Genomic DNA, 20470 nt, shown 5'->3' with positions numbered 1-20470 from the left:
ATAGACTTGGGTCCGTTCGCCAAGCATACGTCGGTCATGCCAAGCAAGAAAGACAGTCCCCGGTTCCGCCCCGCCCACCTGCTCGCCCTGCCGCTGCTCGCCTTCGCCGGCCTTGCCTGGTCCGCCCCGTCCCGGGCCGCCACGCACTTCGACGACGAGGCCCGGGAAATCGAGGCCCTGGCCGAGCAGATGATGGCGCGCGCGCGCATCCCGGGCATGGCCATGGCGATCGTCGCCGACGGCGAGGTGGTGTCGCTGCGAGGCTACGGCGTGGTCGACAGCAAGCTGCAGGAGCCGGTGACGCCCGACACTTCGTTCCGGGTCGCCTCGCTGTCCAAGGCCTTCGCCGGCACCCTCAGCGCCATGCTGGTGCGCGAGGGCGCGATGGACTGGGACAGCCCCATCGTCAACCAGTTGCCCACCTTCACCCTGCGCGACGGCCAGGCGGCCCAGCAGATCACCGTGCGCCAGGTGCTCAGCCACCAGGTCGGCCTGGCCTACAACACCTACGACCGCGACCTCGAGGCGAACGAACCCTACCCGCTGCTGGCCGCGAAGCTGGCCGAGGCGCCGCTGACCTGCAGCCCCGGCGAGTGTTACGCCTACCAGAACATCGCCTTCAGCCTGGTCGGCGACATGGTCTTCGCCACCACCGGCGACTTCTACGCCGCCCAGGTCGAGAAACGCATCTTCCAGCCGCTGGGCATGTACGGCGCCACCTTCGGCCGCAGCGGCCTGGAGGCCAGCCCGAGCTGGGCGCGTCCGCACGTGCGCAGCGGCGGCACCTGGGTGCCGGTGCGTCCGAAGGAAACCTACTACCGCATCCCGCCGGCGGCCGGCGTCAACGCCTCGGCGCGCGACATGGCGCAGTGGCTGATCGGGCAGATGGGCCACCGGCCCGACGTGCTGCCGGACGAACTGCTCGAGGAAATCCGGACCCCGCAGGTGGAAACGCCGGGCGAGATCCGCGGCAGCGGCTGGCGGCGCGACCGCCTGCGCGAGGCGCACTACGCCCTGGGCTGGCGCATCTACGACTACGCCGGCCACACCCTGGTCTACCACGCAGGCGCGGTGCAGGGTTACCGGGCGATCACCGGCTTCGTGCCCGACCGCGACATCGGCGTGGTGATCCTGTGGAACAGCGAAAGCGCCATGCCTTCGGCGCTCTTCCCCAGCACCATCGACCGCGCCCTGGGCCTGCCGGCGCACGACTGGATGGCGCCGCCGGCGCGGCGCCGGCGCTAGGCCAAAGCCCACAAAAGCGAACGCCGGCGTAAGCCGGCGTCTGCGTGCCTTTGGAAAGTCTCCCTCCCCGCCTGGGCAACACGGGGAGAGAGCCCAGCTTTACCGCATTTGGATGCTCTTCGCGCCTTACAGCGCGGGGGCAACCGGGGCGGCCGGCATCGGAGCCGGCTTCTTGGCGGCGGGCTTGCGCGCCGCCTTCTTCTTGGCAGCCGGCTTGCGCGCGGCTTTCTTCTTGGCCGCCGGCTTCTTGGCAGCCTTCTTCTTGGCCGCCGGCTTCTTGGCAGCCTTCTTGGCGGTCTTCTTCTTGGCAGCCTTCTTGGCCGCCGGCTTCCTGGTGGCCTTCTTGGCTACCTTCTTCTTGGCGGCCTTCTTGGCAACCTTCTTCTTGGCGACCTTCTTCTTGGCAGCCTTCTTGGCCGGCTTGCGCGCGGTCTTCTTGGCAGCCTTCTTGGCTACCTTCTTCTTGGCAGCCTTCTTGGCGACCTTCTTCTTCGCGGCCTTCTTGGCCGGCTTGCGCGCAGTCTTCTTCGCAGCCTTCTTGGCCGGCTTCTTGGTGGCCTTCTTGGCGACCTTCTTCACCGACTTCTTCACGGCCTTGGCGGCCTTTTTCACGGTCTTCTTAGCTTTCGCGGCCTTCTTGGCCGGTTTTTTCGCAGCTTTCTTCGTAGCCATGGTCAACTCCTCGTCAGTTGGCTTTTGGACTGCCCAGTCTCAAAGGCACCGTCACGGGTCAGGGCCCGGGACGTACCGCCACCACGGTCATGCCGTGGCGATCGGATTCTTGCCGGCGCGGGGCGGCGCCGGATACACAAACGCCCGGGCCGCAACCGGTCCGGGCGTTGGAAAAAGGGATGTCGCTGCGGGACGAATTCGATTTCGCGAAGGGATGTTTGCCCTGATCCACCATGATGATTCCTGGGGTGGACTTGAGTTTGGTGGCTCGCGTTGTCGATACGTTCCTGATCACTCGCTTCCGCAGTTTGCATCTGCTGGGCGAAAGCTAATCAGGGGATTTCGGGATGTCAACAACTTTGCACAATAATTTTCAAGGGGTGTCGGCCAGGTTGCGACCCTCCGGCTTCGCCTTGCCGGTCCGTGGATGCACGCCCGTCGTCGCGTACGAAAACGCGCATTGAAAAAAACATCGGTAAAAAAGCCTCCGTTGCAATTGCATGCAAAGCGCGACGAGCACGAAGACAGGCTTTCGGCAACCGCCACCTGCAGCCCGAAGCGACACAACCGCAGCTTAAAAAAACATTTCGCCCGCCCGCCCGGAACCGGCGATTGCGCACCGCAAAAAGCAAAACTGCGCGGATTTCCGACGCCCCCGGCGCCGGTTCGAACACCCGAAAAAAAGACGGCCGCCCAAGGGCGGCCGTCTCCATGCGACGCGGAAAGGCGGGGTCAGTGACCGTCGTCCTCGAGCAGCTGGGCGTAGTCGTCCGGGGAAAGCAGCTCCTTGAGCTGCTCGGGTTCGGAGGGCTCGACCACGAAGATCCAGCCTTCGCCGAAGGCGTCTTCGTTGATCGTCTCGGGCTTGTCCGACAGCGCCGAGTTGACCTCGACGATGGTGCCGGCGATCGGCGAATAGACGTCGGAGGCAGCCTTGACCGACTCGACCACGGCGCTGGCGCCGCCCTGCTCGACCGTGTCGCCGACGTTGGGCAGCTCGACGTAGACCAGGTCGCCAAGCAGGCCCTGGGCGTGGTCGGAAATGCCGACGGTGACGCGCCCGCTGTCTTCGACGCGGGCCCACTCGTGGGACTTGAGGAACTTCAGGTCGCCGGGAATTTCGCTCATGTTCTGGGCCTCGGTTCGGGGGCAGCGGGGGTGGCCGCTAGTTTAAACGCGGCCGGGGCGACATGGCACCCGGCCGGGCGGATCAATCGAGCACGCCGGGCTGGGCGGCGCCGTCGCGCACGAACGGGTACTTCACGACCCGCACCGGCAAGTGGCGGCCGCGGATATCGACCGTGACCTCGCCCAGCTCGCCCGCCGGCACGCGCGCCAGCGCGATGGCCTTGCCCAGGGTCGGCGAAAAGGTGCCGGACAGCACCTCGCCCTGGCCGGCGGCGGTGGCCACCGCCTGGCCGTGGCGCAGCACGCCCTTTTCGTCCAGCACCAGGCCGACGATGCGGCGCGGCACGCCGGCGGCCTTCTGGGCCTCGAGCGCGGCGCGGCCGTTGAAGTCACGGCCTTCGTCCAGCGACACCGTCCAGTCCAGCCCCGTTTCCAGGGGCGTCACCGATTCGTCCATGTCCTGGCCGTACAGCGCCATGCCCGCCTCCAGGCGCAGCGTGTCGCGCGCGCCCAGGCCGGCCGGCTTCACCCCGGCGTCGAGCAGGCGGTTCCAGAAGTCCACCGCCATGGCTTCGGGAACGATCACCTCGAAGCCGTCCTCGCCGGTGTAACCGGTGCGGGCGACGAACAAGCCGTCGGCTTCGCAGGCTACGAACTTGCCCAGTTTGCCGGCGGCGTCGGCCGCCGCGGGCGACAGCAGGCCCAGCACCTTCTCGCGCGCCTTGGGTCCCTGCACGGCGATGATGGCCAGGTCGCGGCGCTCGGTGACGTGCAGGCCGAACGGCGCGGCCTGGGCGGTGATCCAGGCGATGTCCTTGTCGCGGGTGCCGGCGTTGACCACCAGGCGGAAGAAGTCCTCGGCCAGGTAATAGACGATCAGGTCGTCGATGACGCCGCCCTTTTCATCAAGCATGCATGCGTAGAGCGCCTTGCCCGGCTTCTTGAGCTTGTCCACCGAGTTGGCCACCAGCTTGCGCAGGAAGGCGCGGGACTGGTCGCCGCGCAGGTCGAGCACGGTCATGTGGGAGACGTCGAACATGCCGGCGTCGCGGCGCACCTGGTGGTGTTCCTCGATCTGCGACCCGTAGTTGATCGGCATGTCCCAGCCGCCGAAGTCCACCATCTTGGCGCCCAGCGCCCGGTGGGTGTCATTCAATACCGTCTTCTTGCTCATTGGCCTTCGCTGCCCGCGGGAAAGCCAGCATTATCGCAGGATGAAGAGCCCCCTTGGTCAAGGGGGCGCGCCGACAGGCGCGGGGATCGGGAGGAATGAGCCGGGGCCCGCGATCTGCGCAGCAGATCGTGGGGGTGATCCTGCCGCGAATGCGGGAGGATTACCGCTGCTGGCGCACCAGCCACCACACGGGCAGCAGGCCGATCAGGCACAGCCACAGCGCCGGCCAGGCCGCCTGCATCCACAGGCCTTCGCTGGTGTAGGCGTGGATCTTCACCGCCAGGGTGTCCCAGCCGAAGGGACGCAGCATCAGGGTGGCCGGCAATTCCTTCACCACTTCGACCAGCACCAGCAGGCCGGCCGCGACCAGGCCCGGGCGAAGCAGGGGCAGCACGACCCGGCGCAGGCGCTGCCAGGGCGAAGCGCCGAGCAGGCGCGCCGAATCGAGCAGCGAAGGCCGCAGCGCAAGGAAGGCGGCATCGATGGTTTCGTTGCCGACCCGGAAGAAGCGCGCGGTCAGCGCCAGCAGCACCGCCAGCACCGAGGAACTCAGCGCCAGCGTGCCCAGCCAGGGCGCGGCGCCTTCGGCCGCGACCAGCAGCCACATCGCGCCGACCGCCAGCACGGTGCCGGGCACGGCGTAACCCAGGCCGGCGACGAAGGCCGCCGAACGCACGCCGCGGTCGTTGCCGCTGCGCCGCGACAGCACCGCGAACACCAGGGCCAGGGCCAGCACGATCGTCGCCGCCATCGCCGCCAGCAGGGCGGTGTTCAGTGCCGCCTCGCCGACCTCGGGCAAGGACGTCCGCACTTCCCAGGACCAGGCCAGCAACTGCGCCACCGGCACGACGAATCCCAGGCCGACGGTGGCCGCGGCGGCGGCCGTCACCGCCCAGCCGCGCCAGCCGCGCAGGGGCCGGCGCGCCGGCGGCATCAGCTGCTTGCTGGCGTGGCTGGCGCGGCCGCGGGTCCAGCGCTCGAGCAGCAGCACCAGTACGACCAGGCCGATCAGGCCGCAGGCCAGCTGCGCCGCCGCCGGCAGCGAGTACAGGCCGAACCAGGTCTTGTAGATGGCGGTGCTGAAGGTGTCGACGCCCAGGATGCTGACCGCGCCGAAGTCGGCCAGGGCTTCAAGCAATACCAGTGACAGGCCGGCCGCCCACGCCGGACGCGCCATCGGCAGCGCCGCGCGGAAGAACGCCGACAGCGGCCCGTGGCCGAGCGAGCGCGCCGCGTCCATGGCGGCGCTGCCCTGGCGCAGGAAGGCCGCGCGCACGACCAGGAAGACATAGGGATAAAGAACGAGCCCGAGCACCGCCGCGGCACCGGGCACGCTGCGCAACTCGGGGAAGGACGCCGGCGGCAGGCCCAGTGCGCGCCAGCCGGTCTGCATGGGACCGGCGTAATCGGCCAGGCCGACATAAACGAAGGCCACCACGTAGGCCGGCAAGGCCAGCGGCAGCACCAGCGCCCAGTCGAACAGGCGCCGGCCCGGCCATTCATACCTTGCGCTGGCCCAGGCGAAGCCGACGCCCAGCACCATCGCGACCACGGCAAGCAAGACCAGCAGCCCCAGGGTGTTGCGCGCCGCCAGCGGCAGCACCTGGTCGAACAGGTGCGGCCAGACCCCGGGCTGCGGCACCGCGAAGGACGTGGCCAGCCACAGCGCCGGCAGCACCAGCGGTGCCGCCAGCAGCCAGGCCAACAGGCGCGACCTGCGCAGGCCGCCGGTCGCGCCAGGGCTCATGCGCTCAGCGCCAGCCCGCCCGGTCCATCAGGCGCACGGCTTCGGCCTGGCGTTCGCCGGCCACGGCCACGTTCACCGGATCGGGCTTGAACGGGCCCCAGGCGGCGACCACCGGGTCGAGCGCCACGCCTTCGCGGGCCGGGATCTCGTAGTTGATGCTGGCGAAGTCGGCCTGAACCGACTCCGAGGCCAGCCACTCCAGGAAGTCGCGTGCGGCGCCCTTGTTCTTCGAGGCGGCGACGATGCCGGCGCCCGAGACGTTCACGTGCGCGCCGCCGGCGCCCTGGTTGGCCCAGAACACCTGCACCGGGAAGTCGGGTTCGTCGGCCTGCAGGCGTCCCAGGTAGTAGGTGTTGATGATGCCGACGTCGCACTGGCCGGCGGCGATCGCCTTGGCCAGCTGGGTGTCGTCGGCGAAAGGCGCGGTGGCGAGGTTGGCGACCCAGCCGCGCACCACGGTTTCGGTTTGTTCGGCGCCGAGGCGTTCGATCATCGTCGCCACCAGCGACTGGTTGTAGACCTTCTTGGACGAACGCAGGCACAGGCGCCCCTTCCATTCCGGCGCGGCCAGGGCTTCGTAGGACGAAAGCGCCGAAGGCTTCACGCGCTCGGTGGAATAGACGATGGTGCGCGCGCGCTGGGACAGTGCGAACCAGCGGCCCTGGGGGTCGCGCAGGTGGGCCGGGATGGCGGCGTCGAGCGCGGCCGATTCGGTGCTTGCCAGCAGCTTGCGTTCGGCGGCCTGCCAGAGGTTGCCGGCGTCCACGGCCATGAAGATGTCGGCGCGGGAATTGGCGCCTTCCGCGGCCAGGCGTTCGATCAGCACCGGCGCGCCGTCGGAAAGCACCCGGATGCGGGTGCCGGTTTCTTCTTCGTAGCGGTCGAACAGCGGCTTGACCAGCGGCTCGCGGCGTTCGGTGTAGACCACCAGTTCCGCCGCCTGCAGGGCGGGGGCGGCCAGGCTGGCCAACAGCAAGGCGATAAGGGTGCGGGACATGGACGGCTCCTCGTGGGGACCGTTAGATGATAATGGTTCTCACTTCCAACGCCAAGGCATCGGGGCGGAAACGTGGCGGGCCGTTCAGCCCGCGTCCCTGACCTGTAGCGCCATGTTGTGCGCCGACATCACCCGCACCCGGGCGCCGACCGGCAGATCCGGCCCTTCCACGGGCCAGAAGGCATCGCCGACCTTGACCCGGCCCCGGCCGTCGACGATGGCCTGGTCGAGCACGAAGACCTGGCCGACCAGCTGTTCGCCGCGACGGTTCAGGGTCGGGTGGTCGCTGGGCTTTTCCCGGCCCCGGAAGTACTGGATGTAGACGCCGATGGAAACGAAGCCCAGCACCACGAAGGTCAGGGCCTGCCAGACCAGCGGCAGGTCCACCACCAGCAGGATCAGGAACATCGCCGCGGCGGCGAAGCCCAGCCAAAGCAGGAACACGCCCGGCAGCAGCGCCTCGGCCGCGATCAGCAGCAGCGCCACGCCGGCCCAGACCACCAGTTCGATGCGCATGCGTCAGCCCCCGGGGAACTGGGCGCGCGTGGACGGCTTCGACGGCGGCGGCGTCGGGTCCGCCTTGCCACCCAGGGTTTGCCTGGCCAGTTCGGCGATGCCACCGAGCGAACCGATCACGCCGCTGGCCTCCATCGGCATCAGCACGAACTTCTGGTTCGGCGCCTCGGCCAGGGCCTTGAACGCCTCGATGTATTTCTGGGCGACGAAATAGTTGATCGCCTGCAGGTTTCCGCCGGCGATGGCGTCGGACACCATGCGGGTGGCGTTGGCTTCGGCTTCGGCCAGGCGCTCGCGGGCCTCGGCTTCGCGGAAGGCGGCTTCGCGTTCGCCTTCGGCTTCCAGGATCGCCGCCTGCTTCTCGCCTTCGGCGCGAAGGATTTCCGACTGCCGGTGGCCTTCGGCTTCCAGGATGTTGGCGCGCTTTTCGCGCTCGGCCTTCATCTGCCGGGCCATGGCGTCGACCAGGTCGCGCGGCGGCTGGATGTCGCGGATCTCGATGCGGGTGACCTTGATGCCCCAGGGATTGGTGGCCTGGTCAACGACGTTGAGCAGCTGCGCATTGATGGTTTCGCGCTGGCTCAGGGACTCGTCCAGGTCCATCGAACCGATGACGGTACGGATGTTGGTCTGCACCAGGGCGATGGTGGCGATCTCGAGGTTGGACACCTCGTAGGCGGCCTTGGCGGCATCGAGCACCTGGAAGAACACCACGCCGTCCACCTTCACCACCGCGTTGTCCTTGGTGATGACGTCCTGGCTGGGCACGTCCAGCACCTGTTCCATCATGTTGATCTTGCGACCCACCGTCTGGATCACCGGCACCAGCAGGTGCAGGCCGGGCGTCATGGAGTGCGTGTACTTGCCGAACCGTTCGACGGTCCATTCAAAGCCCTGCGGGACCATGCGCACCGCCTTGAACAGCAGCACGACGCCGGCGAGCAGGATGATGACGCCCAGAATCTCCAACATGACCGCTTCCCCTGGTTGGCAGGGACGCAGTCTAAATCCAAGCCGGTGGGGCATGGGGGCATTGGTATTGCGAATCATTCTCGTCCGCAGTAACATTCGCAGCACCGGGCCTTCCGGCCCTGCCCCGCCCACCTAAAGACAAGAATCCATGTCCACCCTGCTCCGTACCGCCATCGCGCTGGCCCTGCTGCCGGCCGCGCCCGTCCTGGCCGCCACCGAGGCCGCCACCGACCCCAACCAGAGCCTGGTCCGCCTGGACCGCGTGAACGTCTTCGGCAACCGCGCCGAGGTCGAAAAAACCGCCGGCTCGGCCCACTACATCGACCAGGCCACCCTCGAGCGCTTCAACTTCCGCGACGTCAACCGCGTGCTGCGCCAGGTCCCCGGCGTCTACGTGGTCGAGGAAGAAGGTTTCGGCCTGCGCCCGAACATCGGCATCCGCGGCTCGGGCACCGACCGCAACAACCGCATCACGGTGATGGAAGACGGCGTGCTGATCGCGCCGGCACCCTACGCCGCGCCGTCGGCGTACTACTTCCCGACCATGGCGCGCATGCACGCCGTCGAGATCAAGAAGGGCGCGGCCTCGGTGCAGGCCGGCCCGCGCACCACCGGCGGTGCCCTGAACCTGCTGTCCACCCCGATCCCCTCGGAAACCGCCGGCGAGCTCGACCTGGCCATGGGCAGCAACGGCAGCTTCCTCGGCCACGGCTGGGTGGGCACCATGGGTGAACGCTTCGGCGGTTTGATCGAAGGCACCCGCCAGCAAACCTACGGTTTCAAGCAGCTCGACGGCGGCGGCGACACCGGCTATGAACTCAACGACTTCGTCGCCAAGCTGCGCTGGACCAGCGCGCCCGACGCCGCGCGTTACCAGCAGGTGGACCTGAAGCTGGGCCGCAACACCCAGGACAGCGACGAAACCTACCTGGGCCTGACCGAGGACGACTACGCGGCCACGCCTTTCCGCCGCTACGCCGGCTCGGCGCTGGACAACATCCAGACCCGGCAAAAGCTCTACGAGCTGCGCCACCTGATCGAGCTCACCGACAGCGTCGACCTGACCACTGTCGCCTACCGCACCGAGTTCCAGCGCAACTGGTTCAAGCTCAACGACGTGCAGGGCGTGTCCATCTCCTCGATCCTGGCCGACCCGGCCACCTACGCCGACCAGTACGCCTGGATCAGCGGCGAAGACAGCCCGGCCAACGCCCTGCGCCTGCGCAACAACAACCGCAGCTATTACGCCCAGGGCATCCAGGGCGTGCTGGGCCTCGGTTTCACCACCGGCGAAGCCAGCCACGACCTGGAAATCGGCCTGCGCGTGCACCGCGACCAGGAAGACCGCTACCAGAACGACGACCGCTTCCAGATGCTGGGCGGCGGGCTGGTACTGACCACCGACGGCGCCCCGGGCACCCAGGACAACCGCGTCGGCGACGCCGAGGCCCTGGCACTTTACGTGCAGGACACCATCGAATGGGGCAACTGGATCCTGACCCCGGGCGTGCGCTACGAACAGATCGACCTGACCCGCACCAACTACTCCACCGCCACCGGCCAACGCGACGTCGTGCTGTCGCGCGTGGAAACCGACGTGGACGCGCTCATCCCCGGCATCGGCGCCACCTACCTGGTCGGCGACAACCTCGCCGTCTTCGCCAGCGTGCACCGCGGCTTCAACCCGCCGGGCCCGGGCTCGAACGCCGACCCCGAGGAAAGCGTGAACACCGAGTTCGGCCTGCGCTACGGCCGTGACGCCCTGTCGGCCGAGCTGGTCGGTTTCGTCAACGACTACTCCAACCTGGTCGGCACCTGCACCGCCTCGACCGGCGGCAACTGCACCATCGGCGACCAGTTCGATGGTGGCGAAGCCCGCATCCAGGGCATCGAGGCCAGCCTGGGCTACGACTTCGGCGCCAATGGCCCGGTCTCGATCCCGGTGGCCCTGGCCTACACCTGGACCGACGCCGAATTCCGCACCAGCTTCAGCTCCAGCTTCGAAGAGTGGGAAGACGTGCAGTCGGGCGACAACCTGCCCTACCTGCCCGAACAGCTGCTGCACGCCAGCGCCGGCCTGCGCGGCGAGCGCTGGCGCCTGGACCTGGCCGGCAACTACATCGGCGAGATGCGCACCCACGCGGGCCAGGGCAGCGTGCCGGCCGGCCAGCGCATCGACTCGGTGCTGCTGTGGGACCTGGCCCTGGGCGTCCAGGTGACCGAACGGCTCGAGCTGTACGGCCGGGTCGAGAACCTGTCCGACGAGACCTATGTCACCGCCCGCCGCCCGGCCGGCCTGCGCCCGGGCCTGCCCCGGACCACCGTGCTGGGCCTGCGCTACAAGTTCTGATCCAACGTCCAGGGAAGGGACGACAGGGCCGGGGGAAACCCCGGCCTTTTTTATGTGCGACGCTTTTGCCTCCCGGCGCATCCAAGACCGATGTGAGCCCACCCTCCTCCTTCGCCATCGACCTGCCCGACACCCTGGTCCAGCGCGCCCAGCGCGGCGAAGCCAGTGCCTTCGAGCAGATCTACCGGCGTTTCGAGCGGCCGGTGTTCACCCTGGCGCTGCGCCTCACCGGCCAGCGCGAAGAGGCCCAGGACGTGCTGCAGGACACCATGTTCAAGCTTTTCGACCGCATCGGCGAATTCCGCGGCGACAGCCCGTTCTGGGGCTGGCTGCGGCAGATCGCGGTCAACGAGGCATTGATGCGCCTGCGCCGGCGCAACCGCCAGCCCTTCACCGAAGACAGTGACGAGGTCGAACTCGAAGGCCATGACGTGCTGCTGCCGCCCGCCGCCGCCGACGCGGCCCTGCTTGCCCAGGCGCTGGACAGGCTGCCCGACGCCACCCGCAGCGTGATCTGGCTCTACCACGCCGAGGGCTACACCCACGAACAGATCGGCGGCCTGATGGGCAAGACCGCCAGCTTCTCCAAATCCCAGCTCGCGCGCGGCACCCGCCGCCTGCGCGAGATGCTGAAGATCACCCAGGAGGTGGACTCCCATGCCTGACGACATCCGCTCCGCGCCGCCCGGCCTGCCCTTGTCCGAAGCCATCGCGCGCTTGCCGCTCGAAGCGCCGGACCGCAGTGCCTGGCCGCTGCTGGCCGAACGTTTCGACGCCGTGCGCACGCGGCCGCTGGGGCCACGCTGGCCCCTGGCGCTGGCCGCGGCCGCCGCGGCGGTGCTGGCCCTGGCCCTGGTGCTGCCGCTGCCGCGCGACCAGGCGAGGGATTCGAACGAGGCTTCCCCGACAGTGGCTACCGTGTCTTCCGAACCCGCCGGCCTGGAAACGCTGATGGCCGAATCAGCCCAGCTCGAAGCGCTGCTGGCGACGGTGTCGCGCGACGAGGTCGGCTCGGCCAGCACCCTGCTGCTGGGCCTGGAGCTTGAAGACCGCATCGCCCGCGTGGACGCCGCGCTGGCCGGGCCCGGCCTGTCCGATTCCGAACGCACCGACCTGTGGCACCAGCGCGTGGCCACCCTGCGCGACTACGCCGGCCTGCAGGGCACGGCCCAGTGGGTCGCCGTGCAGGGCGACCAGCTCGACGGCGCCCTGGTCGCCACCTTCTGACCCTCCCCCACCGAGGAAACCGACATGAAACTCCGCCTTCTCTCCTTGCTGGTCGCCGCCGCCTTCGCGGCCACCGCCCACGCCAACCCGGAAACCGACGCGGCCGAAGCCGCCCGCCGCGCCGAACTCGACCAGGCCCGCGCCGAACTGCAGGCCGCGGCCCGGCGCGTCGCCGAACTCAGCCGCGGCGAGCACCGCGCCCGCATCGTCGACGTCGAACGCATCCGCAGCGAAGCACGACGGGCCCGGCTGGGCATCGTCATGAGTCCCGAACCCGGCGTCACCGGCGTGCGCATCGCCGCCGTCACCCCGGAGGGCCCCGCGGCAAAAGCCGGCCTGCGCAGCGGCGACCAGCTCGAAAGCATCGACGGCAAGGCCATCAGCGCCAAGGGCGAGGCCGCGGTCGAACAGGCGCGCGAGCTGCTGGGCAAGCTGGAAAGGGACCAGAAGGTCCGCCTGGGATATCGCCGCGACGGCAAACCCGCCACGGCCACGGTGATCGCCGGCGACGCGGCGCGGGTGATGATGTTCACCGGCGGCGACGATTTCGAGTTCCATTTCGGCGAGGAGTTCGAAAAAGCCGTGGAGCTGCGCGAGCTCGCGCAGCTGCGTGCCCAGCCGCTCATCCACCCGGGCATCGAAATGGAGATCGCCCGCATCGCCGCCGCGCCCTGCGCGCCGGGCGACGCCGACTGCAAGCTGCCGGTGCTGGCCCAGGCGTTCCGCTGGAACGGCCTGAACCTGGCGTCGGTGGACGCCAGGCTGGGGCGCTATTTCGGCACCGACCGCGGCGTGCTGGTGCTCAGTGGCGGCCAGGGCCTGGAGACGCTGGAACCGGGCGACGTCATCCAGCGCATCGGCGACACCGAGGTGAACACCCCGCGCGACGCCATGCGCGCCCTGCGCGGCGAGGACGCCGGCGAAAAGCTGCAGGTGCAGCTGCTGCGCGACCGCAAGTCGCGCAGCGTGCAGGTGACCGTGCCCGAGGCGCCGACGATGAAGTGGTTCGCCCCGCCGGCGCCCCCGGCGCCGCCTGCACCGCCCTCCCCGCCCTCCCCCCCCGGCGTGCCCGCACCGCCGGCTCCGCCCGCCCCGCCGGCGCCACCTGCGGATGACGCCGCCGTGGTGTTCGCCGATGGCGTGGTGACGCGCATTGCGACGCGTGGGCAGCACGTGGACTGAGTCGCCGGACTTGCCGCCAGCCGCGGGGGAAGGGTTCAATGCCCTTCCCCCCGGAAGTTGGCGATTGAATGCGACGTTCCCGATGGGCCTGGCTGGCCCCGACACTGGTCCTTGCCCTGGCGCTTGTCCTCGTCGCCACGACAGCCTGGTTCTTGCGCGTTGACCACGCGGATGGCGGCACGTCCACCGCCGCCCCGCCCGATCAGGCCTGGATCGCCGACTCGCCGGCCGCGCCGGCAGCCGAACCTGCCCGGCAGTTGCCGCCGCTTCCTGCCAGGGACCAGGCGATCCTGCCAACCCACGTGCGCGACCTGGTCGCACGCGCCGACGGCGGCGATCGCCGCGCCGCCTGCCGCCTGGGCAGCCTGCTGGCGCATTGCCGGCTAATTAATCCTGACTTGCTGACCGACGATTTCCTGGCCGCACTACACAAGAACGAGGACGACATGGCGGCGCGCGGCGAGCTGTCGGCAGCCAACGAAGCCGCGTCGATGATCCTGAATCTGACCACCCTGCGGCGGCAGTGCGACGGCATTCCACCCTCCCTGTCCCGGCGTGCCCCGGCCTACCTGCGGCAGTCGGCGCTGGCCGGCGAACCCGAGGCGGTGGTGCGCTACCTGCGCGGCGACGCCTTCGTCGGCCTCGGCGCCACCGACAGCAGCGATCTGCTGGGACCGGACTTCGACCAATGGCGGCGCGAAGCCCCCGCCCTGCTGCAGGCGCAGCTGGCAATCGGCCGCCCCGAAGCTGCGCTGCTGCTGCTCGAGGCCCATTCGCACCATGGCACCACCCTGTCCTTCATCACCCCGGAAGACCCCCTGCGCGACCAGGCCTACCTGCGGCTGGCGCAACGCCTGTTCGAGGACTTCGAACTGCCGGATTACTGGATGACCGACGAGCCCGGCCCGGACCTGGCGCGTGATGCCGACCTACTGGCCCGCGAATGGCAAGAACGTTTTTTCCAGGACCGCCGGTTCCGGATCAGCAAGGATCTGGTGGGACTTGGCAACGCCCTGCTCCCGGAGGGTGATTCCACCTGGCCGGCGGCGGAGTCGTGGCGACCGGCCTGCGCTGAACCAGAGGACGACTTCCCGTGAACCGGCATCGTCGCGCCCTGCTGTTGCTGGCGCTTGCCGCCGCGCTTGCCGGACTGGCCTGGTTCGGAATGCAGGCCGCGGAGCAGCAGCCCGGCCGCCCCGCCGCCGTAACCGCTGCGCAGCTCCCCGAGCGGGATGCCGGGCCAGCAGGCGAGGACGACAGGGCCGCCGACCGAGGTGCACTGCCGCCCCTGCCGGCCCAGGACCTGCCGTTTTCCCAGGCGCTGCCGGACCTGCTGGCGCGTGCCGACGCAGGCGACGCCCGGGCCGCCTGCCGGCTGGGCCACGGCCTTCTGCGCTGCCAGCACTCGGCGCGCTGGAACAAGATCATCGGCCGGCTGGTCGGCCGACCGGACCTCGAGACGGAGTACGAACGCCGAGGCGACCTGGCCGCCGCCAACCGCGTCGCCGCGGAAGAACTCTGGAGGCTCGAGGTCGCCCGCGACTGCGACCTGCTGCCCGCGTCGCTGCACGACCAGGGCAGCCGTTACCTGCGCGAGGCTGCCCTGGATGGCGATCCCGAAGCGATGCTGGCCTACGGCCTGGGCCACCAGTGGAATCCTGGTGGCCGCGGCGTTGCCGCCGGCAGCGACTTCGATACCTGGCGCAACGAAGCGCCGGGCATGCTGCAGCGGGCCCTTCGCGCCGGGCACCCGGCCGCGGCCTTCGCCCTGGCCTCGGCCTATGGCGACGACTTCGGGTTTCCCAGCGTGCTGGTCCCCAACGACGACTACCGGGCCGCCGTCTACCACCTGCTGTCGGTGGCCCTGTTCGGCCAGCGCGAAGACCGCCGGCTGCTGCAGCGCCTGGACGCCAGCGCCCAGGTCGCGGCGCGGGGCGAAGCGCGGCGCCTGCACGTCGACGTGTTCGACGAACGCACGTTCGGCGGCGAACACGCCTTCCTGCAGCCACCCTTCCTGAAGCGGCCCGACGACATGCCGGCGCCCTGCGAACTTCCGCAGTAGATCAGGGCCCGTCAGGCGCCAGCACGAAAGTGTCGAAAACGGCGCGGATGTCGTCCTCGGCCACCGGCACGCCCTTCCGGACTTTCTCGGCCTGCGCGAAGGTGGCGACGATGACCGGCATGCCGTCGACGTCGGTCTTCAGGTGCACGCCGCCATGGGCGTCGAAGCGGGACTGCCAGAGCGCACGCACCTTGGCCCAGTAGCCCTGCGTGGCCTGCCAGTAGCGATAGGCCGGGCCGAAGTCGAAGCCTTCGAGCTTGCGGTAGTCGTTGAAGCCAAGCTCGCGCACCAGGGTGTGGTCGGTGCTGCCATCGGCACGACGCACCACCTTGGTGTTGTCCTGTTCGTGCGTCCAGCCCCCGGGCACGATGGTGTGGCGGTTCTCGACGTTGAGCGCGTTGTAGTCCTCGCGGGTGGTGTATTCGCGGCGCGGCAGCGGACGCCAGCTGCGGTCGGAGGTCCAGGTGGCCACGCCGTACTTGTGGTTGAAGCGGCCGGTGCCGCAGTAGCGCGGCGCGTCGCTGACCTCGAACACGCACTGGGTCCAGGCACCGCGCGTCTTGCCGGGCTCGATGGCACGCACGCGCCAGGTCTGGTCGGCGCTGAACTCGAAGCGCTCGCCGGCTTCGTAGTGCCAGTCCTGCCGCCAGTGTTTGGTGACGTGCCCGTTCTTCGAGACCAGCAGGTGCTGCAGCACGATGCGGTCGCCGGTGTCCTCCACCAGCAAGACGACTTCATACGCGCCGGTGCGCTTGGCCGGACGGGTCTGGTAGCCGTCCCTGAGCACGACGGTCTCCCGGAAATCGAAGTCCACCTCGTATTCGCCCAGCATCGCCAGGATGGCCTTGCGGTCGGCTTCGTAGGACGTGGTGTCGCCTTCCCGTGGGACCGCGGACACGGCGGGCGCAGGCGCGGTAGCGACGGGGGTGGTCACGCAGCCGGTCAGGGTCAGCGCGACGGTGGCGAGCAGAAGATTGCGGATCATCGTGGGTCTCCGTGGTTTACCACTGAACTTGCAGGCTGAGCGCGACGTGGCGCCCCGGTCGGGTGTAGCGGTCCAGGACGGCGCTGTCGGCGGCGACGCCGGGCACGTCGGCCCAGTCCCAGACCTTGCGGTCGCCCAGGTTGAACACGCCGAGGTTGAAGGTGGCCCCAGGCGCGAAGTCCCAGTGCACGAGCAGGTCGAGCACGCCGTAGCCGGGCGGCGCAAAGGCCGGCTGGCCGGGAGAGAGTTCGGCCAGGCGGTCCTTGCGCTGCGCGAAACTGCCCACCAGCTCGACGCCCCAGGCATCCGCTTCGTAGCCAATGCCGAGCACGGCGCGCGCCGGGTCGACCGAACGCAGCGGCTCGTCGGCGACACGGTCGTCGCCGCGCTGCCAGGACATCGCCGCATGCGCGCGCCAGCCATGCAGTCGGTCGGCCAGGGCGCCCAGGTCCAGCCCGGCCTTGAGTTCTGCGCCGCGGATGCGCGCCTGGTCCACGTTCTGCGACTGGAACACGATCAGCCCCATGTCGTTGAAGCCGACGAAGCGCAGCGACTCGATGAAGTCCTCGTAGTCGTTCTGGTAGGCCGACAGGCTGAGCCACAGGGCGTCGCCGCCGTAGCGCAGGCCGGCCTCGTAGCCATCGCTGGTCTCGGGCCTGAGGTCGGGATTGGGGATGGCTGTATAGCCGAAGGCGAAATTGGTGAAGCCGAGATTGACGTCGTTGTAGGGCGGCGAACGGAAGCCGCGTGCGTAGCCGCCGAACAGCGACCAGCGGTCCGCGAAGTGCCAGACCGCTCCCAGCTTGGGCGAGACACTGGTTTCGCGGACGTCCGACAGCGGCACGCCCGGATTGTCGGCGATGAAGATCGGGTCGGCCTCGGGCCTTAGTTCGTAGCGATCCACGCGCAGGCCCGGCACCAGCCGGAAGTCGCCGTCGGCGAACAGCATTTCGTCCTGCAGGTACAGCGAGGTGGTCGTGGTCCGGCTGACCGGGAAATCACGCACCGGAAACACGTCGGGCATGACGACGGGCGTCGCCGCGCCGGTGGCCAGATTTATGGACAGGCCGTCGCGCTTTTGCCGGATATCGGTGCGCGCGACCTCCAGGCCGTAGGTCAGCTCATGCCGAACGCTGCCCGTGTCGAAGCCCTTGTGCGCGGTCAGCATCGCGCCAAGCACGCGCTGGTCGAAATTGAATTCGCGCTCACGCCGGGTGTTGTTGCTGCGGTCCTCGAAGGTCCACTGGGTGGTTTCGCTGTCCTGGCGATAGACCTGCCAGTCCAGCGCGTCGGCGAACGCCCGGTCGATCACGTCCATTTCGTGGGCCAGTGAGAGCCGGGCCCGCGTCTGGCTGTCTTCGCCGGCCAGGGAAAGCGTGGTGGCGTTGACCGAGGTCAGCACGTCGGTGGCGGTCACGTCTTCGTTACCCTCGACCGTCAGTCGAAAGCGCTGGTTGCCGTCCGGGGCGAACACCAGCTTGCCCAGCAGCGACTTGCCGCGCGTGTCCTGCGGGTTCGTTGCGGTGCGCCCCGCGCCCACGCCCGCATCATCACCGAAATTCTCGACTTCCCGGCCCTTGCGCGCGCTGACCGCCAGCAAGCTCGACCAGCGCTCGCCCGCGAACGCGGTGGTCGCGCCGGCGAACAGGCCGCGCGTGTCGCCGTGGTAGCCGAACTTCAGGCCGACGTGCCGGTCCTGGTCCGCGTCCAGGTAGTCCTCCGGGTCCTTGGTGACGAAGGCCACCACGCCGCCCAGGGCGTCCGAGCCGTAAAGCGCGCTGGCCGGGCCGCGCACGATCTCGACGGCCTTGAGCGTGTCGAGGTCGACGAAGTTGCGGTTGGCGTTGGAGAAACTGCCGATCGAAAAGGCGTCCGGCACCGCGATGCCATCGGTCTGGATGCGCACGCGGTTGCCGTCGAGTCCGCGGATGCGGATGCCACCGAGGCCGAAGCGGCCGAAGCTCGAAGTGACCGACACGCCGGGTTCGTAGCGCACGAGGTCCTTCAGGTCCCGCGCCAGCTGGCGGTCCAGTTCCTCTCGGTCGAGCACGTTGACGGTGCTGGGCACGTCGTCGAGCGCCCGCTCGGTTCGGGTGGCGGTGACGGTGATGGTGGCCAGGGTGGTGGCGCCGTCGGGAGACGTGGGCTCGGCGGCCGTGGCCGGCGCCGACAGGGCGAGGCCCAGCGCGAGCGCCAGGGGAGTGCGATGCATGGCGATGATTCCTGCGTGCGTCCGCCGCGCGGGGCGGCGGAGGGTTCCGGTGTTCGGCTGGCAACGCAGGGGGCCCGAGGGCCCGTTTCAGCGGCTGGCTGGTTAGGTGATGATAATCATTCGCATTTGCGAAGGTCAACAAGACCGGACATGACCGCTAACATGCGCACCGCGCTCCCGCACCGGGATGCCAGCCACCCGCGGGATACGCATGGACGCTTTTTTCGTTTCCACCCTCGCCGTCGCCATCGCCGAAATCGGCGACAAGACCCAGCTGCTGGCCCTGGTGCTGGCGGCCCGCTACCGCAAGCCCTGGCCCATCGTGGCCGGCATCCTGGTCGCCACCGTGCTCAACCACGCGCTGGCCGGCTGGCTGGGCGCGCTGGTGTCGGGCTGGGTGGACCCGATGTGGCTACGCTGGGGCGTGGCGCTGTCCTTCCTGGCCGTGGCCGCCTGGGCCCTGGTGCCCGACAAGCTCGATGAGGACGAAGCCAGGGCGCCGCGCTTCGGCCCGTTCCTGGCCACGCTGGTCGCTTTCTTCCTGGTGGAGATGGGCGACAAGACCCAGGTCGCCACCGTGGTGCTGGCGGCGCAGTACGACCCGCTGTGGCAGGTGGTGGCCGGCACGACCCTGGGCATGGTGCTGGCCAATGCGCCGGTGGTGCTGCTGGGCTCGCGCTTCGCCGCGAAGCTGCCGCTCAAGGCCGCGCGCTACGCCGCCGCGGCCCTGTTCGCGGGCCTGGGCCTGTGGGTCGCCTTCACCGGCCTGCCCGGCTGAAGGTAGGCCGCGGCAGACGGCCGGGCAGCCCCGCGGGTATGCTGGCGCGGAATCCAACCAGGCCACGACCCCCGGCGTGAGTAACCTGCGAGACACCCTGGACGACCTCGCCAGCGCCCTGCGCGAGCGTCCCGACGACCTGCTGCTCGAGATCGGCGCCGGCGGCGAACTGCTGGTCGCGCGCCTTCGGGTGTTCGTCGCCTGCCTGTTGCTGCTGCTGCCGGTGCTGAACTGGCTGCTGGGTGGCCAGGCCAACGAGTCGCTGGCCGGCCTGGCCGGGGCCACGGGCGTGCTGCTGCTGTCGGCGGCCTGGCTGCGCCTGGCCCTGCGCAGCCGGCGCCTGGCCTGGCTGCCGATGTTCTCTTCCTGCTTCGACGTCACCCTCGTCACCGGCGTGCTCGCCCTGCTTGGCCTGTCGGGCCAGCCGGTGGCCACGCTCAACAGCACGGTGGTGTGGTCGTGTTACCTGCTGGCGATCTTCGCCACCGCGATGCGCCACGACCTGCGCGTCACCCTGGCCGCCGGCGCGCTGGCCTTGGTGCAGTCGTCGCTGCTGTGGCTGGTGGTGGTGGCCACGGCCGATGGCCCGCTGGTGTCGGCCGACTACGGCACGGTGTCCACGTCCACCCAGATCCAGCGCCTGGTGCTGGTGGCGGTCGCGACCCTGGTGACCGCGGTGATCGTGTTCCGGGCCCAGCGGCTGGCCCAGTGGTCGGCCACCGACGGCCTGACCGGACTGCACAACCGCAGTTTCCTCAACACCCAGATCCCCGCGAAGGTCGAAGCGGCGCGCCGCGAAGGTCGCACGCTCTGCCTGGCCCTGGTGGACCTGGACAACTTCCGCCACATCAACGCCGAACTGGGCCACCTGGCCGGCGACCGCGCCCTGCGCCACGCGGTGGCGGTGATTCGGCGGGAACTGGGCCGGGAAGAGCCGATGATCCGGGTCGGCGGCGAGGAGTTCGTGCTGATGCTGCCGCTGCCGGTGGGCGCGGCCTGGGAGCGCATGGAGGTGCTGCGACGCAAGCTCGAAGCCGCGCCCTTCATCCCCGAGCCCGACGTCGAGCCGCGCCGGCTGACCCTCAGCGCCGGCGTGGCCTGCTGCCCGCAGGACGCCAACGACCTGTCGGGCCTGATGAAACGGGCCGATCAACGCCTGCGCGCGGCCAAGGCGGCCGGCCGCAACCGCGTGGTCGCCCGCGACGGGGACTAAGTCCGCCTTG

17 protein-coding genes and 1 pseudogene are annotated in these 20470 nt (G+C 69.5%); 9 read left to right on the top strand and 9 right to left on the bottom strand.

All coding sequences use genetic code 11. The features are described from left to right. Positions 1-36: 36 nt before the first annotated feature. On the top strand, positions 37-1245 hold the full coding sequence (locus IEX13_RS01285) for a serine hydrolase domain-containing protein (protein ID WP_188660283.1): 1209 nt from the start codon (positions 37-39) through the stop codon (positions 1243-1245). A 225-nt stretch (positions 1246-1470) separates the two neighbouring features. Here the strand turns inward: IEX13_RS01285 and IEX13_RS14380 are convergent. The 7 genes and pseudogenes from IEX13_RS14380 to IEX13_RS01250 form a co-directional block, all read right to left on the bottom strand. Then, positions 1471-1554: pseudogene (locus IEX13_RS14380) on the bottom strand (histone-like protein 2); the annotation flags it as partial. A gap of 1095 nt (positions 1555-2649) precedes the next feature. Then, positions 2650-3045: a glycine cleavage system protein GcvH gene (gcvH, locus tag IEX13_RS01275; protein WP_188660277.1), complete on the bottom strand. Its 396-nt coding sequence runs from the start codon at positions 3043-3045 to the stop codon at positions 2650-2652. 82 nt (positions 3046-3127) lie between these two features. Next, a complete protein-coding gene (gcvT, locus tag IEX13_RS01270; protein WP_188660275.1) occupies positions 3128-4219 on the bottom strand; it encodes a glycine cleavage system aminomethyltransferase GcvT in 1092 nt (363 codons plus the stop codon). A 160-nt stretch (positions 4220-4379) separates the two neighbouring features. Continuing rightward, a complete protein-coding gene (locus IEX13_RS01265; RefSeq protein ID WP_188660272.1) occupies positions 4380-5966 on the bottom strand; it encodes an ABC transporter permease in 1587 nt (528 codons plus the stop codon). Between the two features lie 4 nt (positions 5967-5970). Further along, positions 5971-6963, bottom strand: a complete 993-nt coding sequence (locus IEX13_RS01260; protein WP_188660269.1) for an extracellular solute-binding protein — start codon at positions 6961-6963, stop codon at positions 5971-5973. Between the two features lie 84 nt (positions 6964-7047). Further along, entirely contained in the window at positions 7048-7479 is a 432-nt protein-coding gene (locus IEX13_RS01255) for an NfeD family protein (RefSeq protein WP_188660266.1), read from the bottom strand. A gap of 3 nt (positions 7480-7482) precedes the next feature. After that, on the bottom strand, positions 7483-8451 hold the full coding sequence (locus IEX13_RS01250; RefSeq protein WP_188660263.1) for an SPFH domain-containing protein: 969 nt from the start codon (positions 8449-8451) through the stop codon (positions 7483-7485). A gap of 148 nt (positions 8452-8599) precedes the next feature. On the opposite strand from IEX13_RS01250, the gene IEX13_RS01245 reads away from it, so the two are divergent. From IEX13_RS01245 to IEX13_RS01220, 6 genes are all read left to right on the top strand, one after another. Further along, entirely contained in the window at positions 8600-10801 is a 2202-nt protein-coding gene (locus IEX13_RS01245) for a TonB-dependent receptor family protein (RefSeq protein WP_188660260.1), read from the top strand. Positions 10802-10893: 92 nt separating this feature from the next. After that, positions 10894-11466 carry an RNA polymerase sigma factor gene (locus IEX13_RS01240; protein WP_229668412.1) on the top strand — a complete coding sequence of 191 codons (573 nt, stop codon included), beginning with the start codon at positions 10894-10896 and terminating at the stop codon, positions 11464-11466. Beyond that, complete coding sequence (locus IEX13_RS01235) at positions 11459-12028, top strand: hypothetical protein (protein WP_188660257.1); 570 nt, start codon at positions 11459-11461, stop codon at positions 12026-12028. The genes IEX13_RS01240 and IEX13_RS01235 overlap by 8 nt, the downstream gene beginning before the upstream one ends. Positions 12029-12052: 24 nt before the next feature. Continuing rightward, the gene (locus tag IEX13_RS14315; protein WP_188660254.1) at positions 12053-13210 is read left to right on the top strand and encodes a PDZ domain-containing protein; all 1158 of its coding nucleotides are present in this window, start codon (positions 12053-12055) and stop codon (positions 13208-13210) included. Positions 13211-13278: 68 nt separating this feature from the next. Next, positions 13279-14307 carry a hypothetical protein gene (locus IEX13_RS01225; RefSeq protein WP_188660251.1) on the top strand — a complete coding sequence of 343 codons (1029 nt, stop codon included), beginning with the start codon at positions 13279-13281 and terminating at the stop codon, positions 14305-14307. Continuing rightward, a complete protein-coding gene (locus tag IEX13_RS01220; protein ID WP_188660249.1) occupies positions 14304-15272 on the top strand; it encodes a hypothetical protein in 969 nt (322 codons plus the stop codon). The genes IEX13_RS01225 and IEX13_RS01220 overlap by 4 nt, the downstream gene beginning before the upstream one ends. 1 nt (position 15273) lies before the next feature. On the opposite strand, the gene IEX13_RS01215 is transcribed toward IEX13_RS01220, so the two are convergent. Next, positions 15274-16257, bottom strand: coding sequence for a DUF6607 family protein (locus tag IEX13_RS01215; protein WP_229668411.1), 984 nt, complete (start codon positions 16255-16257; stop codon positions 15274-15276). 16 nt (positions 16258-16273) lie between these two features. Next, positions 16274-18469, bottom strand: coding sequence for a TonB-dependent hemoglobin/transferrin/lactoferrin family receptor (locus tag IEX13_RS01210; RefSeq protein WP_188660246.1), 2196 nt, complete (start codon positions 18467-18469; stop codon positions 16274-16276). A gap of 211 nt (positions 18470-18680) precedes the next feature. On the opposite strand from IEX13_RS01210, the gene IEX13_RS01205 reads away from it, so the two are divergent. Next, complete coding sequence (locus IEX13_RS01205) at positions 18681-19247, top strand: TMEM165/GDT1 family protein (RefSeq protein WP_188660243.1); 567 nt, start codon at positions 18681-18683, stop codon at positions 19245-19247. A gap of 76 nt (positions 19248-19323) precedes the next feature. Then, positions 19324-20460 (top strand): GGDEF domain-containing protein, encoded by a 1137-nt coding sequence (locus IEX13_RS01200; RefSeq protein ID WP_188660240.1) that lies wholly within the window; start codon positions 19324-19326, stop codon positions 20458-20460. The last annotated feature ends 10 nt before the right edge of the window (positions 20461-20470 follow it).

This window comes from Arenimonas soli (assembly GCF_014643775.1).
Classification (GTDB): domain Bacteria; phylum Pseudomonadota; class Gammaproteobacteria; order Xanthomonadales; family Xanthomonadaceae; genus Arenimonas; species Arenimonas soli.
Note: the sequence above shows the minus strand (reverse complement) of the source record. Positions and strands in the feature narration are given on the sequence as shown.